Below are 15,825 nucleotides of genomic sequence, written 5' to 3'. Positions count from 1 at the left end.
ACTGGAAAAGGATTGGCTCATGCATCAATTGATTCTCGGCGGCGCCCGTTCGGGCAAAAGCCGTCTGGCTGAAAAACTCGCCGGCGCCAGCGGTTTACCGGTGACGTATATCGCCACCAGCCAGCCGCTGGACGGTGAGATGAACCAGCGCGTTGCCCTGCACCGTGCGCGTCGCCCCGACCACTGGGGCCTGATCGAAGAGCCCATCGAACTGGCGCGGGTGTTGCGCGACAACGCCGCTGCCGAGCGTTGCCTGCTGGTGGACTGCCTGACCCTGTGGCTGACCAATCTGCTGATGTTGGAAGATCCCGAGCGCCTTGCTTCGGAGCGCGACCAGTTGCTCGATACCCTGGCTGCACTGCCGGGGCAGATCATTTTTGTCAGCAACGAGACCGGACTGGGTGTCGTGCCGCTGGGCGAATTGACTCGCCGTTATGTGGATGAAGCCGGTTGGCTGCATCAAGCCTTGGCCGAACGGTGTCAGCGCGTAGTGCTGACGGTTGCCGGCCTGCCCCTGACTTTGAAAGGTACTGCGTTATGACGGATTTCTGGTGGCTCAACCCCTGCAAGGCCATCGACGCCGCTGCGCAAGCACAGGCGTTGGCGCGTCAGCAGCAGTTGACCAAACCCGCCGGTTCGCTCGGCCAGTTGGAAGCACTGGCAGTGCAGTTGGCCGGGTTGCAGGGCCGGGTCAAACCGTCGGTGGAGCAGCTGTGGATTGCGATTTTTGCCGGCGACCATGGCGTGGTCGCCGAAGGTGTGTCGGCGTTTCCCCAGGCCGTGACCGGGCAGATGCTGCACAATTTTGTCAGCGGTGGCGCGGCCATCAGCGTATTGGCTCGCCAGCTGGATGCGCAGTTGGAAGTGGTTGACCTCGGCACGGTCACGCCCTCCCTGGATCTACCCGGCGTGCGTCACCTGAATATCGGCGCGGGCACGGCCAACTTTGTCCACGGCCCGGCGATGACCCAGGTGCAGGGGCGCCAGGCCTTGCAGGCCGGCCGAGACAGCGCACGCCGCGCTTTGGAGCACGGCGCACAGCTGTTTATCGGTGGTGAAATGGGCATTGGCAACACCACCGCCGCCAGCGCGTTGGCGTGTGCGCTGCTCGATTGCCCGGTGAGTGACCTGACCGGTCCGGGCACGGGGCTGAATGCCCAAGGCGTCAGCCACAAGGTGGCAGTCATCGAGCGCGCGCTGAGCTTGCACGCGGCCCAGCGTGGCGACGCGTTGCAGACGCTGTTCAACCTGGGGGGCTTTGAAATTGCCGCGTTGGTCGGTGCCTACCTGGCCTGCGCCCAGGCAGGCATCGTGGTGCTGGTGGACGGGTTTATCTGCAGCGTCGCCGCGCTGGTGGCCACGCGCTTGAATCCGGCCTGCCGCGACTGGCTGGTGTTCGGCCATCGTGGTGCCGAACCGGGCCATCGTCACGTGCTGCACAGTCTCGACGCACAGCCGCTGCTGGACCTGGGCTTGCGCCTGGGCGAAGGCAGCGGTGCGGCGCTGGCGGTGCCGTTGCTGCGCCTGGCCTGTGCGTTGCACGGCCAGATGGCGACGTTCGCCGAAGCCGCCGTGGCGGATCGCCCTGCATGACCTTGCACCTGGACCTGCTGCGCCACGGTGAAACCGAGCTGGGCGGCGGCCTGCGCGGCAGCCTGGATGATGCCTTAACGGCCAGGGGCTGGGAGCAGATGCGCGCGGCTGTGCTGGGGCAGGGGCCGTGGGACCGGCTGATCAGTTCGCCATTGCAACGCTGCGCGCGTTTTGCGCAGGAATTGGGCGAACGTCTCAACCTTCCAGTCAGTCTGGAAAAAGACCTGCAAGAGCTGCACTTCGGCGCCTGGGAAGGGCAGAGCGCGGCGGCGTTGATGGAAACCGACGCTGAGGGTTTGGGCTTGTTCTGGGCCGATCCCTACCGCTTTACGCCGCCAGAAGGCGAGCCGGTGGAGGCGTTTTCCGAACGGGTGCTGGGCGCCGTCTTACGTCTACAGCAGACCTATACCGGTGAGCGCGTGCTGTTGATCAGCCACGGTGGCGTCATGCGCCTGTTACTGGCGCGTGCGCGCGGTTTGCCGCGTGAGCACTTGCTGAATGTCGAAGTCGGCTACGGTGGGCTGTTCAGCCTGCAAGTGGCCACCGATGGCACGTTGAAGGAAGGGGCCTGAACATGCTGCCATTCTGGATCGCCCTGCAGTTCCTGAGCAGTCTGCCAATACGCCTGCCAGGCATGCCGCAACCTCAGGAACTGGGGCGTTCGTTGCTGTTTTATCCGGTGGTGGGTTTGCTGTTTGGCCTGCTGCTATGGGGTCTGAACAGCCTGTTGATGGGCGTGCCACTGTTGCTGCACGCCGCGCTGCTATTGACCGCCTGGGTGCTGCTCAGCGGCGGCCTGCACCTGGACGGCCTGGCGGACAGTGCTGACGCCTGGCTCGGCGGCTTCGGCGACCGCGAACGCACCCTCAGCATCATGAAGGACCCGCGCAGCGGGCCGATTGCCGTGGTCACCCTGGGCCTGGTGTTGCTGCTCAAATTCACCGCGCTGGTGGCCTTGATCGAGCAGCATAATGGCGCCGCGCTGATTCTCGCGCCATTGATCGGCCGGGCTTCGATGCTGGCGCTGTTTCTCACCACGCGCTATGTGCGTGCGGGGGGATTGGGCCAGGCGTTGTCGGATCATTTACCGAGGATTGTCGGCCAGCAGGTGCTGATCCTCAGCGGACTGGCCTGCATCCTGATCGGCGGTTTCAGCGGTGGGATAGCGGTACTGCTCGCGGCGGGCTGTTTTATCGGCTTGCGCCATATAATGATCAGGCGTCTGGGTGGTACGACCGGCGATACCGCCGGCGCCCTGCTGGAACTGCTCGAAGCGGCCGTGCTGATCGGGCTGGCGCTGTAACACTCCCTTGCATTTGCTTAACTCCGGGTATATACACGCTCTATGCTTGCTTCCCAATGCTTGTGCACCAACCTGCGACGCGCCGCCCGTGGCGTCAGCCGGTATTACGACGGCGCCCTCGACGGCTTCGGGATCAACGTTGCCCAGTATTCCTTGCTGAGCAACCTGCAACGTCTCGATCAGCCGAGCATTTCCAGCCTGGCAGAAGCCATGGGCCTGGACCGCAGCACCTTGGGGCGCAATCTGCGCGTACTGGAAGGTGACGGCCTGGTCCGGTTGGTCGAAGGCGATGACCTGCGCAACCGCTTGGTGGAGTTGACCGAGGCCGGTCAGCAGCGGTTGGCTGCGGCCTTGCCGGCATGGGAAGCGGCGCAACAGAAATTGATCGATCAACTAGGCGCCGAAAAGCGCGAAACGTTGTTGGCCTTGCTGGATGAACTCGCCTGAACGGCGGTTCGTTCGACTATAAGCGGGTATATACCCGCGAGCGGAGAATAAGAAATGACCTCGATGTGGCGCACCAGTGGCTGGGTTCTTGTGGGGAGTGCGCTGATCCTGGCGTTGTCGTTGGGCGTGCGGCACGGCTTTGGCCTGTTCCTGGCACCGATGAGCAGCGAATTTGGCTGGGGGCGCGAGACGTTCGCCTTTGCCATTGCCTTGCAGAACCTGATCTGGGGCCTGGCGCAGCCGTTCACCGGGGCCCTGGCTGACCGTTTCGGCGCGACCAAGGCGGTGTTCGTCGGCGGCGTGTTGTACGCCGTGGGCCTAGTGCTGATGGGCATGTCGGACTCTGCGTGGTCATTGTCGCTGAGCGCGGGGTTGCTGATCGGCATTGGCCTGTCCGGCACGTCGTTTTCAGTGATCCTCGGTGTGGTCGGCCGCGCCGTACCAGCGGAAAAACGCAGCATGGCCATGGGCATCGCCAGCGCCGCCGGCTCCTTTGGCCAGTTCGCCATGGTGCCAGGGACTCTCGGCTTGATCGGGTGGCTGGGCTGGTCTGCGGCGCTGCTGGCGTTGGGCTTGATGGTCGCGCTGATCCTGCCGCTGGTGGCCATGCTCAAGGACCGGCCGCTGCCGACCACGGTCGGTCAGCAAACCCTGCGCGAAGCGTTGAAGGAGGCGTGCTCCCATTCCGGGTTCTGGCTGCTGTCCTTCGGCTTTTTCGTCTGCGGTTTCCAGGTGGTGTTTATCGGCGTGCATTTACCGGCGTATCTGGTGGACCAGCATCTGCCGGCTACGGCTGGCACCACGGTGCTGGCGTTGATCGGGCTGTTCAATGTGTTCGGCACCTACACGGCCGGCTGGCTGGGTGGGCGCATGTCCAAGCCGCGTTTGCTCACCGGCTTGTACCTGTTGCGCGCGGTGGTGATCGTGTTGTTCCTGTGGGCGCCGGTCACCGAAGTCACGGCTTACCTGTTTGGCATGGCAATGGGGTTCCTGTGGCTGTCTACCGTGCCGCTGACCAACGGCACTGTTGCGACCTTGTTCGGGGTGCGCAACCTCTCGATGTTGGGCGGAATTGTGTTCCTGTTCCATCAACTCGGTTCGTTCCTCGGTGGCTGGTTGGGTGGGGTGGTCTATGATCGAACCGGTAACTACGATTTGATCTGGCAGGTGGCGATTCTGCTCAGCCTGCTCGCGGCGGCCCTGAACTGGCCAGTGCGTGAACGGCCAGTGGCGCGCGTGCAGGCGCAAATGGAGGCGGCATGAGTGCAGCACTGCGGTGCATGGCCCTGGTGGCAGGGCTGGTGTTGTTGCTGTTGGCCTGGTGGGGCTGGCAGCGTGGCGGCCTGGCGTTGATGCAGTTGGGCATGGCGATCTGTTAAGTTCTATGTCTGAACCCATGCAAGGACTTTTCCCATGTTGATGCGCTGGCTCGCTGTACCCATCCTGATGGCTGCTGGCAGCGTGGCCCTGGCGGCCAGTTGCCCGCCGTTGCTGGAGGGCCAATTGCCCAAGCTGCGGGCCAAGGAATCCATTGACCTGTGCGAGCGTTTCGCGGGTAAGCCCCTGGTCATCGTCAACACGGCGAGCTTCTGCGGCTTCGCCCCGCAATTCAAAGGCCTCGAAGCGTTGTACCAGCGCTATAAGGGCCAGGGCCTGGAGGTGATTGGCGTGCCGTCCGACGACTTCAAGCAGGAAGCCAAGACCGGCGAAGAAACCGCCAAGGTCTGCTACGTGAACTACGGCGTGACCTTCACCATGACCGAACCGCAGAAGGTCAAGGGACCGGACGCGGTCAATTTGTTCAAAGTGCTGGCGCAACAGACCGACGCGCCGCCGAAGTGGAACTTCTACAAGTACGTGGTGGATCGCCAGGGCAACGTCATCGCCAATTTTTCCAGCCTGACCAAGCCTGACAGTCCTGAGTTGATCGAAGCAGTGGAAAAGGCGTTGGCGTCCAAACCCTGATCGCCGCCCATTGAAAAGCCCCGCCTCCTGTACAGGAGAGCGGGGCTTTTTTATACCGCAACGAATCAGAAGCGGTAGGTCATGCCCAGGCCGAAACCGTTGGCACTGTTTTCATACTTGGCGTTGTAGCTGGCCAATTGGTTGGAGCGCGCAACCTTGACGTCCTCTTCCTTCAGGTAGGAGTAGGCCACGTCGATGGTCATGTTCGGCATGACCTCGTAGCCCAGGCCCAGACTGAAGATGGTGCGGTCGCCGGTAGGAATGCGCGGCGAGCGGTCAGTGTTGTTGGTCGGCGACTGATCGAACGTCAGGCCGGTACGCAGCACCACTTGCTTGGTCAGCTGGTATGAAGTACCCAGGGCGTAAGCCCAGGTGTCGTGCCAGTTCTGGTCTTCCTTGATGGTGCTTACCAATGCTGGGGCCAGTGCGCCACCGGTTGCGCCGGTGACACCGTCGTTCTTGACGGTGATGTCTTTCAGGCGGCTCCAGCGGGTCCAGGTTGCACCGGCATAGAGTTTCCACGCGTCGGTCAGGTCCTGGGTCACCGACAGGTCGTAGGACTCAGGCGTATCGATCTTCAGCGAAGCGTCGTAACGGTTGCTGCGCAGGAACGGAGAGGTCGCGGTCGGCGCGGTGACTTCGGTGTGGCCCTCCAGCTTGTAGCTGACCTTGGAGTGATAGGTCAGGCCGACGCGGGTGGTATCGGTGGCTTGTACCAGCACGCCGACGTTGAAACCCAGCGCGGTGTCGTCACCCTTGATCTTGATATTGGTGTCCGGCGCGGCAGGGTTCAGCGTGATGTCCGATTCCAGGGTACCGCCAATGCGGTTGATGGTCGGGCCGAAGCCGACGGACACGCGATCGTTGAAGGCGTAGCTGACCGTTGGTTGCAAGGTGATGACTTTCACTTCGCTCTTGCTGCCAAAGCCACGGCCCTGGAAGCCGCTTTCGTAGTCGGTTATCAGGCCGAACGGCGCATACACGCCAAAGCCGACAGCCCACTGGTCGTTGAGCTTATTGGTGTAGAAACCAAAAGGTACGGCGGTGAACGGCACCATGTCGCCTTTGTTGCTGCCGCGAGAGCGACCGCTTGTGTCGCTGAGATCGGTAGAGGCATCGATGGCTGCGACACCGCCGGTGATCTGCTGGCCGTTCAGGCGAGCCATACCGGCAGGGTTACCGTAGACAGTGCTTGCGTCATCGGCAGAAGAGGAGCGACCTGCGAAGCCAGTACCCATTCCGCTGACACTCTGTTCGTTCAGGGCGAAGCCGCTGGCGAACAGTTGGGAGGAGGCCATGGCAACGGCGAGGCTAAGTGTGGTCTTGAGCATTACTTTTTTCATTATTAGAACTCCGTGTGATCACCGCTGCGGAAAGTATCAATAAATTTAACATCGCGCTATAGGCTGTAATGCAGGAGATAGAGCGGTTTTGTAGGACAATCCGACCAGATTTCCGGTTTTTTGGCGAATCTTGCAATTTGCCCGGTCAGCAGGCCACCTGTTTCATTGGGCTGACACAGCTTTGCCAGGCCTGTGAGAAATCTCGCAGGCGGCCTTGAGGGTGAAATATTTCTTTCCAGATACGTGCCATCGCCAATACATCGCCGGGCGCGGGCAGGGCAGGACGGTGTTGTTCCACCAGCAACCAGGCGATTGCCGTGGCGTAACGCAGGTTCACCGTCAGTTCCAACTGGGGCGCACTGAGGAATGCATGTTGGCTGGCCAATCCGCGCACCAGGCTCGCACGTTCAGGGTCGAGTGCCAGGTAGGTATCCCAGAGGGCGCGATGACGTGGTTCGGTGATGCTGTAGAGGCCATGGCCGCGTCGATCATGCAGGGCCGAGCCCAGTTCCGACTGGCTGGCGGCGATGCCCAGCAGCAGGGCTTCGGCGGTCGGGTTATGGCGGCCGAGGTACAGCAAGGTCGGCCTGATCACATAACGACACAATTCGCTGGCGGCAATACCCATACAAACCTCAGTCCGTGGGAATGAATGACGAGCCTGAGAGGAGGGCTTGGCAGCGGTGGATCGGATCTCAGGCCCGTCGCAAGCGGATCATGCCGCTTGAGTTGAAGTGTAGTGTCATATTCATCCTGTAAAGGACTGTTTTTAAAACATCTTCTTTATCCGGTTATAACGTTTATATCTATTCGTGCTTAGTAAAAAATTCCGCGAGCAAATTCCAGGCAATAAAAAACCCTGTTTTTCAGACAGGGTTTTTGTGTTTCAGCGACTCGGGTCGATCAGGCAATCAGTGCCTGACGGGTACGCTCGATCACGGCCTGCAGCGGTTCTGCGCTGGAGTATTGATCGGGGTACAGGCGTTCGCTGTGACGTGCGATGCCGTGTTCGTTGACCAGGGTGAAGCTGAAGCAGCCTTTGCGAGCGGCCATGATCAGGCAGTTCATTGGGGCAAAAGCGTTGGTGAGGGTGCGGATGGCATCCTGAGTGTGGATTTGAGCGTTCATATTATTGGTGTTCCTACAAATGACACGGATAAGAACCGTGCAACGTTAAAACGTTCCAGAAACGCTGATCACCATTGATCAAACGAAAGAACCTAGTCTGGAACAAAGCAGCCAGTTTGAAGCGCTATTGAATTAGGCGCGCTTGGGCTGGCAGGTAGGTACTTAGGAGGGCAGGCAACACAACAGGGGCAAAGGTTCTGGGCCCAGGGTGAAGATCCTGATCAATTTGCAGGTTGGTTCGGTCAGAGTATGCAGACTTCGCGGCACCCTTTGCTTGTTCAAAGGCAGTGTCGTCGCAAGTGATACCTGGAAACCATCGAGGTGGTCGATCCCATGAAGTTCTAGGGATATGTCGACCAGAATTGACTTTCAGCTTGGTACTAACGCTGCGGATAGTAACGGATCGAAACAAGGAAAGGAAGTGGCTTGGCAAAAAAACCATCAGCCGTCCACTGCCCAGCTTCCCGGCAGTAACATTTCCCGAGTGTGTCGGATCAAAAAATGCCAGCGATATAACCGTTGGCTGGGTACTTGTGCACATTAGTCGCAGCGTCGGTAACTTCCCTGGCGACAGCCCGCAAGCCTGCTCGTTTGCCTGCAATCAAAATTTAAGTCAATGAAAAATCTGGCTTTTTTTTATTGGTGAAAAAATCGTCAGTTTGACTGCGGCCCCCATGCCATGGGCCTTTGCGCGAGTTAAAGGCGGGTTGTCCACTGAGTTATCCACAGCTTCTGTGGATTGTCCCAAGCGCTTGCTCTAGAACGGGCGTGCCGGGTTTTTTCAGCTTTACCTGTACGAAAAAAAGAGTAGAGTGGCGCGCCTTCCGTCCTGTCCCACAGTGCTTTATGAAGTTTCGCTCAGTATCACCTTCTGTTACCGACAATCCCCAGACTGTTACCGTGCCCAAGCGCTTTTCTTTGAAAGTCGCCTTGTGGCTCCTCGACAGCCCGCGCCTGGGACAAAGTACCAACGTCAAGCACCTGGCTGGCCGCCTGCTCAAGCAGCCTGCCCGCGAAGGCGTGGTGGCCGCGCAGAGCCGCCTGGGCCAATTGATGTGCCGTGAATGCGAAAATGCCCGCGACCGACGCATCGGCCAGGACCTGTTGCGTTCGGCGGCCCGCGCCGGCGACCGTCGCGCCCAGCGCGAACTGGGCCAGGTCGAAGACTGAGCTGTCCTCCCGGGCATTGCTTAGTTAACCTTGCTCTTTTTTGGTGATGGCAGAAATGGCTATGGTTTTCGACTGGACCAGTGTCGCCCTGGGGCTTGCTGGCGCCGCGCTGCCGTTATTGGCGTTGTGCTGGCAGATTCAACGACGGCTGACCGCGCGCACCACCGGCTGGGAACTGCTGGAAGAGCGCTTGGCGACCGCGCAATTGGCCCAGGAAGGGCTTGCTGCCCAACTGGACGCCAGCCGCGACGAGATCAGCGATCTGAGCCACGCCAATGCCGCCAAGCAGGCCGACCTGGCTGCGGTGCGCCGCGAAGTCGAGCTGTTGCAGATCGACCGCGATAACGCCCGCGACGCCGCCCATGCCTGGAACCTGGACCGCAGCGCCAAGGAAACCGAGCTGCGCCGGCTTGACGCCTTAGCCGCCGCCTTGCGCGCCGAGCTGCGTGAACAGCAGGACAGCCATCAACAACGCCTCGCCGATCTGCAGGGTTCCCGGGACGAGCTGCGCGCGCAGTTCGCCGAATTGGCCGGGAAGATTTTCGATGAGCGTGAGCAACGCTTTGCCGAAACCAGCCAGGAGCGCCTGGGGCAGCTACTGGACCCGCTCAAGGAGCGCATCCAATCCTTCGAGAAGCGCGTTGAAGAAAGCTACCAGAACGAAGCCCGCGAGCGCTTTTCCCTGGCCAAAGAGCTGGAGCGCCTGCAGCAATTGAACCTGCGCCTGTCGGACGAAGCCACTAACCTGACCCGTGCCCTCAAAGGCCAGAAAACCCAGGGTAACTGGGGCGAGCTGATCCTCGAGCGGGTGCTGGAGCATGCGGGCCTGGAGAAAGGCCGCGAATACCAGACCCAGGTCAGCCTCAAAGGCCCGGATGGCGAACGCTTCCAGCCCGACGTGTTGATCATGTTGCCGGGCGACAAACAGGTAGTGGTGGACTCCAAGGTCAGCCTGACCGCCTATCAGCAGTACGTTGCTGCGGATGACGAAGTGATTGGCCAGGCGGCGTTGAAGCAGCATGTGCTGTCCTTGCGCAATCACGTCAAAGGTTTGGCCGGCAAGGATTACAAGCGCCTGGAAGGTTTGCACAGTCTGGATTTCGTGCTGCTGTTCGTGCCGATTGAGGCAGCGTTTTCCGCGGCGCTGCAAGCCGAGCCGAACCTGTTCCAGGAAGCCTTCGACCGTCATATCGTGATTGTCAGCCCCACCACCTTGCTCGCCACCCTGCGGGTGATCGACAGCCTGTGGAAGCAGGAACGCCAGAGCCAGAACGCCCGGGAAATCGCCGAGCGCGCCGGTTGGCTGTACGACAAGTTCGTGTTGTTTATCCAGGATCTGGACGAAGTGGGTAACCGCTTGCAGCAGCTGGACAAGGCTTACAGCGCGGCGCGTAACAAGCTGACCGATGGACGTGGGAATCTGGTCAGCCGCACCGAGCAACTGCGCCTGCTGGGCGCGCGTGCCAGCAAAAGCCTGCCGGCGGATTTGCTCGAACGCGCGATGACCGATTCGGATGGCGTAGCGCATTCCCCTGAATAAACATGATCAAAATGTGGGAGGGGGCAAGCCCTAATGCCAGTCATTTAAGGCTTTTTGTAGGAGCGAGGCGGGCGGCTAGCCCTTGCTCGCGAAAAACTCACAGGCACCGCGTTTATTCAGGAAGCACGCGTTATCGTTGACGTTTTTCGCGAGCAAGCTCGCTCCTACAGACGGCGGTGTACGCTTAACTGACTGGCATTAGGGGCTTGCCCCCGATTGCGGTGGGTCAGCCGAAACATCTATGACTGACACTCCCTCATTGGGGCATAGGTATCTACACATTTTTGTAGCAGCAGCCTACGCTAACCACGATGCGAAGCGAGCCGCTCTTGATCTTGCTCTTGATCTAGGCGCCCCGTTAAACCACGCTGGCCGTAATCCGATATTGATTTGGGGGGTAAACCGGCAGGGATGCCGGTTTAGCCGCCCCGCGCCATGGATGGCGCGTGGCGGCGGCCCCCCAAATCACTGTCGGATTACGGGCACACCGAGCCTAGGCGAGGTGCCGAGTGGTGGGGCAAGAGCGTTTTGCTTACTTTTGCGCTTTTCAAAAGTGAGACGCCGTAAGGGCGGAACCCATAGCAGCCGTTACCGCAGCAACGGATATGTACTCGCTCTGATCCAGCATCTTGGTCAGCTGTCAGGCCGCCATCGGGAGCAAGCCCCCTCCCACATTTTTTATCGAGTACATCCCGCCTACAGAGGCAGGTGCCTACTTAGCAGCGCCCGCAATGCCGCCGGCTTCACTGGCTTGGCCAGGTAATCCAGCCCCGCTCCATGCACCTGCGCCACCATTTCCGGGCGCCCGTCTGCACTGATCACCACGCCGGGAATCGGCTCGGCCAATTGCGCCCGCAGCCAACTCATCAGTTCGGTGCCGGTTTCGCCGTGGTCCAGGTGATAATCCACCAGCGCCAGTTGCGGGCGCATGCCTTCGGCCAACAGGGCCGCGCACTCGGCCTGGCCGGTAGCGGTCCAGACTTCGCAGCCCCAGCGCGTAAGCAGGCTGCGCATGCCGATCAGGATACTTTCCTCGTTGTCCACACACAGCACCCGTGCGCCGCTCAAGGGCACACCGTTTTCTACGGTGGCCTTCGGCTGCGGGCTGACCTGGCTGCGCGCCAGCGGCACACGCACGCTGAACACGCTGCCTTTGCCCGGCCATGAGCGTACGTTCAGGCGGTGGCCCAGCACGCGGCACAGGCCGTCGGCGATCGCCAAGCCCAGGCCCAGGCCTTTTTCGGCGCGGGTCTGGTGGCTGTCGAGGCGCTTGAACTCTTCGAAAATCACTTTCTGTTTATCCGGCGGGATGCCAGGGCCACGGTCCCAGACCTCCAGGCACAAATGGCCCTGGCGCCGACGCACGCCCAGCAGCACCGGGCCATCGGCATAGCGGAAGGCGTTGGTCAGGAAATTCTGCAGGATTCGTCGTAACAATTTGATGTCGCTGTCCACCCGCAGGCGACTGCCGCGCAAACGGAAGCGCAAGCCCTGTTCATGGGCGAGTGCCTTGAATTCGGCGCCCAGGGTGTCGAATAACTCGTTGAGGACAAACGGCTGGCGTTGGGGATTGATCTTGCCGTTTTCCAGGCGCGAGATATCCAGCAAGTCGCTGATCAAGTCCTCGGCCGAGCGCAGTGAACTGTCCAGGTGCTGCACCAGTTGCCGGGCCTCGCTCGAGAGGCCTTCATGCTGGTGGGAGAGGGCGGCGGAGAACAGCCGCGCGGCGTTCAACGGTTGCATCAGGTCATGGCTGACGGCCGCCAGAAAACGGGTCTTCGACTGGCTGGCGGACTCGGCCACGCCCTTGGCCTCGGTCAGCGCGACGTTGAGTTGCGACAGTTCATGGGTGCGCTCGGTCACCCGTTGTTCCAGGCCTTCATTGGCCTCGGTCAGCGCTTGTGCGGCTTCGCGGAACGCGGTGATGTCGGTGAAACTCATGACGAAACCGCCACCGGGCATCGGATTGCCGATCAGCTCGATCACGCGTCCGTTGGGGAACAAGCGCTCGGAGGTATGCGCACGGCCCTGGCGCATCCAGTGCAGGCGTCGCGCCACATGCACTTGGGCTTCACCGGGGCCACACAGGCCGCGCTCGGCGTTGTAGCGAATAATGTCGGCAATCGGCCGGCCGACACTGATCAAGCCGTCGGGGTAGTTGAACAGCTCCAGGTAGCGTCGGTTCCAGGCCACCAGCTTGAGCGACTGGTCGACCACGCTGATGCCCTGGGTGATGTTCTCGATCGCGCCTTGCAGCAGGGCGCGGTTGAACTGCAGCACCTCGGACGCTTCGTCGGCGATGCGTACTACGTCCTCCAGCTGCATTTCCCGCCCTTCAATCGCCGCTTTCACCACTGCTCGCGTCGAGGATGCACCGAGCACGCCCGCCAGCAAGCGCTCGGTGTGGGCGATCCAGTCGTTGTCGGCATTCTGATTGGGGTTGAAGCCTTTGCCCTGGCGATAGGCGAAACGGATAAAGCTCTGCTGGGCCCGTTCTTCGCCGACAAAGCGCGCGGACAGGCTGAGCAGGTCGCTGATCTGTACCGACAACATGGAACGGGTGCTGGTGCGCTGGCTGGTTTCCTGGCCGATGAAGCGGCCGGCCTGCCAATGCTCGGACACCCGCGTGCGCGACAGCATCGACACCCACACGAACAGCGTGAAATTACCGGCAAGCGAGAATACGGTGCCCAAGGTCAGTGAGGTCACGGAAAGCCCGAACGGGTGCGAGTGCATCCAGGTCAGGCCGGGGAAAAGGCTCAGCGACCAGCCCAGGCTTTTCGCGGTAACCGGTAGGACCAGGGTGTAGAACCACAGGAAGGTACCCGCCGCCAAGCCCGCAAAAACCCCGCGCCGGTTGGCCTGCTTCCAGTAGAGCGCGCCGAGCATCGCCGGTGCCAGCTGGGTCACGGCGGCAAAGGCGATCTGGCCGATGGTCGCCAGGCTTGCGGTGGAGCCCAGCAGCCGGTAACTCACATAGGCCAGCAACAGGATGATCACGATGCTGACCCGGCGCACCGACAGCATCCAATGGCGGAACACTTCAAAGGGCCGTTCGGCGCTGGAGCGGCGCAACAGCCAGGGCAGCAGCATGTCGTTGGAGACCATGGTCGACAAGGCGATGCTGGCCACGATCACCATGCCGGTGGCCGCCGAGGCACCGCCGATGAACGCGAGTACCGCGAGGGCCGGGTGAGCTTCGGCCATCGGCAGGCTGATCACGTAGGAGTCCGGCAGCACCGAACCGGGCAACAGCATCTTGCCGCCCAGAGCGATGGGCACCACGAACAGCGCGGCGAGGATCAAATACGCCGGGAACACCCATTTGGCCAGGCGCAAATCCTGCGGGTCGATATTCTCCACTACCGTCACATGAAATTGCCGGGGCAGGCAGATGATCGCCATCATCGCGACGCCGGTCTGCACCACCATCGACGGCCAATTGATGGTCTCTTTCCAATATTCCTCCAGGCGCGGTGCAAGCATCGCCTGGCTGAACAGATCGCCGAAACCGTCGTACAGCCCGTAGGTCACAAACGCACCGACCGCCAGAAACGCGAACAGCTTGACCAAGGATTCAAAGGCAATCGCCAGCACCATGCCCCGGTGGTGTTCGGTGGCGTCGAGGTTGCGCGTACCAAACACGATGGTGAACAGCGCCAGCACCAGCGACACAATCAGCGCGGTGTCCTGGGCCCGGGTGCCCGTGGTGTCGGGCCCGGAGCCGATCAACAGGTTCACGCCGAGCACGATGCCCTTGAGCTGCAGGGCGATATAGGGCAATACGCCAACCAGGCAGATCAACGCGACCACGACCGCCAGGGATTGGGATTTGCCGTAGCGCGCGGCGATAAAGTCGGCGATGGAGGTGATGTTTTCCTGCTTGCTGATCAGAATCATCTTCTGCAGCACCCAGGGCGCCAGCACCAGCAGCAGCACCGGCCCCAGGTAGATCGGCAAGAACGCCCAGAGCTGTTCGGCAGCCTGGCCTACGGCGCCGAAGAAGGTCCAGCTGGTGCAATACACGGCGAGCGACAGGCTATAGACCCATGCACGCACGCGCGGCGGCAGCGGCGCATGGCGACGGTCACCGTAAAAGGCGATGGCGAACATGATGGCCATATAGGCCAGGGCAACGGCGGCGATCAGCCCGCTGGACAGCGTCATGGTAACTCCGAGCATAGGAACACCGGGCATTCCGGGCCCGGTTGGACAGTCTCGCATGATGCCCGGGGTTAGTCAGTGTCGACCAAGGTCGTGTGAGGGCGAATGTCGCAGGTGTGTTCAGCGAGGGGGCAGGGTTTTCTGGCGCAGGATGTAAATCGTCACCAGCACCGCGCTGGTCAGCATGAAGCCGCGTGCCCACGGCAATGGCACCAGGTAGCAGGAAATGGCGATGCTCAGCCACATCAAGCCGATGGCGTAGACCTTGCCCTTGAGCGGGATACCGTTACCGTCGAGGTAATCACGAATCCAGGGGCCCAGGCGCGGGTGGTCCACCAGCCAGTGGTAGAAACGCGGGGAGCTTCGAGCGAAGCAGGCGGCAGCCAGCAGGAGAAAGGGTGTAGTCGGCAATACTGGCAGGAAAATGCCGATCACCCCGAGCGCTACGCTCAGCCAGCCGATGGCCAGCAGCGCGTAACGCAGGAGTGGCGAACGCTTGCCCATGGGGTCCACGGGCAAGCGACTCAGTGATGACGTGGCTTGAGGATCGCCGGTTTTTCGTCAGGCGCGTTGCACAGCAGGTACAGCGCGGTGAGGGCTTCGGGGATCTGCACGATCATATCGTCCATCAGGTTGGCGTCGGCGGCGATATCGGAAAACTCCGGCTGGTCGTCGAACAGGCCCGAACCGACCATGATCGGCAGCAGCATTTCGCTGACTTCTTCCTCGGCGGTTTCGAACCAGGCGGCTTCGCGCAGGAATACGCCTTCCATGAAACCGATGCACCAGCCGCGAAGGTCGGAGTCGTCCGGGTCTTCACCCAGGTCCAGCTCGCAAGGCAGCTCGAATTCTTCATCGGAGGCCAGTTGGCGACCGATGTGGGCCTTGAGGGCCAGCAGGGTGGCTTCGATTTCTTCGCGCTGGGCGTCGTCGGCGTAGTGAGGCTCTTCGGCGAACAGCGCGTCGATCCATTCACGCTCGGGCACGTCTTCGGAGCAGATCGACAGGGCGGTCAGGTAGCCGTGGGCGGCCACGTAGTCCAGCGCCTCGTCATGCAGCTCATCGGCGTCGAGGAAGGCTTGCAGGCGGGTTAGTTGCTCAGCGAAGGACATTGAAGGGCTACCTTGGGAATAAACGATGCTGAATTCTAGGCTTTCTTGAGCGCCCAGGCC

15 protein-coding genes are annotated in these 15,825 nt (G+C 61.3%); 9 read left to right on the top strand and 6 right to left on the bottom strand.

The window, feature by feature from the left end; translation table 11 throughout:
- Positions 1–19 precede the first annotated feature (19 nt).
- From cobU to C4J90_RS18570, 7 genes are all read left to right on the top strand, one after another.
- Positions 20–541: a bifunctional adenosylcobinamide kinase/adenosylcobinamide-phosphate guanylyltransferase gene (cobU, locus tag C4J90_RS18600; protein WP_124415257.1), complete on the top strand. Its 522-nt coding sequence runs from the start codon at positions 20–22 to the stop codon at positions 539–541.
- Positions 538–1,593, top strand: coding sequence for a nicotinate-nucleotide--dimethylbenzimidazole phosphoribosyltransferase (gene cobT / locus C4J90_RS18595; protein ID WP_124420536.1), 1,056 nt, complete (start codon positions 538–540; stop codon positions 1,591–1,593). The genes cobU and cobT overlap by 4 nt, the downstream gene beginning before the upstream one ends.
- Positions 1,590–2,165: an alpha-ribazole phosphatase family protein gene (gene cobC / locus C4J90_RS18590; RefSeq protein WP_124420535.1), complete on the top strand. Its 576-nt coding sequence runs from the start codon at positions 1,590–1,592 to the stop codon at positions 2,163–2,165. The genes cobT and cobC overlap by 4 nt, the downstream gene beginning before the upstream one ends.
- A gap of 2 nt (positions 2,166–2,167) precedes the next feature.
- Positions 2,168–2,896, top strand: coding sequence for an adenosylcobinamide-GDP ribazoletransferase (locus C4J90_RS18585; protein ID WP_124420534.1), 729 nt, complete (start codon positions 2,168–2,170; stop codon positions 2,894–2,896).
- 42 nt (positions 2,897–2,938) lie between these two features.
- On the top strand, positions 2,939–3,343 hold the full coding sequence (locus tag C4J90_RS18580; RefSeq protein ID WP_124407835.1) for a MarR family winged helix-turn-helix transcriptional regulator: 405 nt from the start codon (positions 2,939–2,941) through the stop codon (positions 3,341–3,343).
- 54 nt (positions 3,344–3,397) lie between these two features.
- The gene (locus C4J90_RS18575) at positions 3,398–4,606 is read left to right on the top strand and encodes an MFS transporter (protein WP_124367868.1); all 1,209 of its coding nucleotides are present in this window, start codon (positions 3,398–3,400) and stop codon (positions 4,604–4,606) included.
- A gap of 150 nt (positions 4,607–4,756) precedes the next feature.
- The gene (locus C4J90_RS18570; RefSeq protein WP_124420533.1) at positions 4,757–5,308 is read left to right on the top strand and encodes a glutathione peroxidase; all 552 of its coding nucleotides are present in this window, start codon (positions 4,757–4,759) and stop codon (positions 5,306–5,308) included.
- 65 nt (positions 5,309–5,373) lie between these two features.
- Here the strand turns inward: C4J90_RS18570 and C4J90_RS18565 are convergent, their stop codons facing one another.
- The 3 genes from C4J90_RS18565 to C4J90_RS18555 all read right to left on the bottom strand — a co-directional run bounded on the left by C4J90_RS18565 (position 5,374) and on the right by C4J90_RS18555 (position 7,779).
- The gene (locus tag C4J90_RS18565; protein ID WP_124363811.1) at positions 5,374–6,651 is read right to left on the bottom strand and encodes an OmpP1/FadL family transporter; all 1,278 of its coding nucleotides are present in this window, start codon (positions 6,649–6,651) and stop codon (positions 5,374–5,376) included.
- A 145-nt stretch (positions 6,652–6,796) separates the two neighbouring features.
- The gene (locus C4J90_RS18560) at positions 6,797–7,279 is read right to left on the bottom strand and encodes a hypothetical protein (RefSeq protein WP_124367866.1); all 483 of its coding nucleotides are present in this window, start codon (positions 7,277–7,279) and stop codon (positions 6,797–6,799) included.
- A gap of 275 nt (positions 7,280–7,554) precedes the next feature.
- Positions 7,555–7,779, bottom strand: a complete 225-nt coding sequence (locus C4J90_RS18555) for a hypothetical protein (RefSeq protein ID WP_010208698.1) — start codon at positions 7,777–7,779, stop codon at positions 7,555–7,557.
- 846 nt (positions 7,780–8,625) lie between these two features.
- On the opposite strand from C4J90_RS18555, the gene C4J90_RS18545 reads away from it, so the two are divergent.
- Positions 8,626–8,949, top strand: a complete 324-nt coding sequence (locus C4J90_RS18545) for a sel1 repeat family protein (protein ID WP_124363809.1) — start codon at positions 8,626–8,628, stop codon at positions 8,947–8,949.
- Between the two features lie 175 nt (positions 8,950–9,124).
- On the top strand, positions 9,125–10,489 hold the full coding sequence (gene rmuC / locus C4J90_RS18540) for a DNA recombination protein RmuC (RefSeq protein WP_164485291.1): 1,365 nt from the start codon (positions 9,125–9,127) through the stop codon (positions 10,487–10,489).
- Positions 10,490–11,185: 696 nt separating this feature from the next.
- On the opposite strand, the gene C4J90_RS18535 is transcribed toward rmuC, so the two are convergent.
- The 3 genes from C4J90_RS18535 to C4J90_RS18525 form a co-directional block, all read right to left on the bottom strand.
- The gene (locus C4J90_RS18535) at positions 11,186–14,656 is read right to left on the bottom strand and encodes a hybrid sensor histidine kinase/response regulator (RefSeq protein ID WP_124420532.1); all 3,471 of its coding nucleotides are present in this window, start codon (positions 14,654–14,656) and stop codon (positions 11,186–11,188) included.
- A gap of 117 nt (positions 14,657–14,773) precedes the next feature.
- Positions 14,774–15,157, bottom strand: a complete 384-nt coding sequence (locus C4J90_RS18530) for a YbaN family protein (protein ID WP_124363807.1) — start codon at positions 15,155–15,157, stop codon at positions 14,774–14,776.
- 20 nt (positions 15,158–15,177) lie between these two features.
- Entirely contained in the window at positions 15,178–15,765 is a 588-nt protein-coding gene (locus C4J90_RS18525) for a YecA family protein (protein WP_124363806.1), read from the bottom strand.
- Positions 15,766–15,825 lie beyond the last annotated feature (60 nt).

Origin of the sequence: Pseudomonas sp. R2-60-08W (assembly GCF_003852335.1) — a bacterium.
GTDB lineage: Bacteria > Pseudomonadota > Gammaproteobacteria > Pseudomonadales > Pseudomonadaceae > Aquipseudomonas.
The sequence above is the reverse complement of the archived record's forward strand: the minus strand, read 5'-3'. Positions and strand labels throughout refer to the sequence as shown.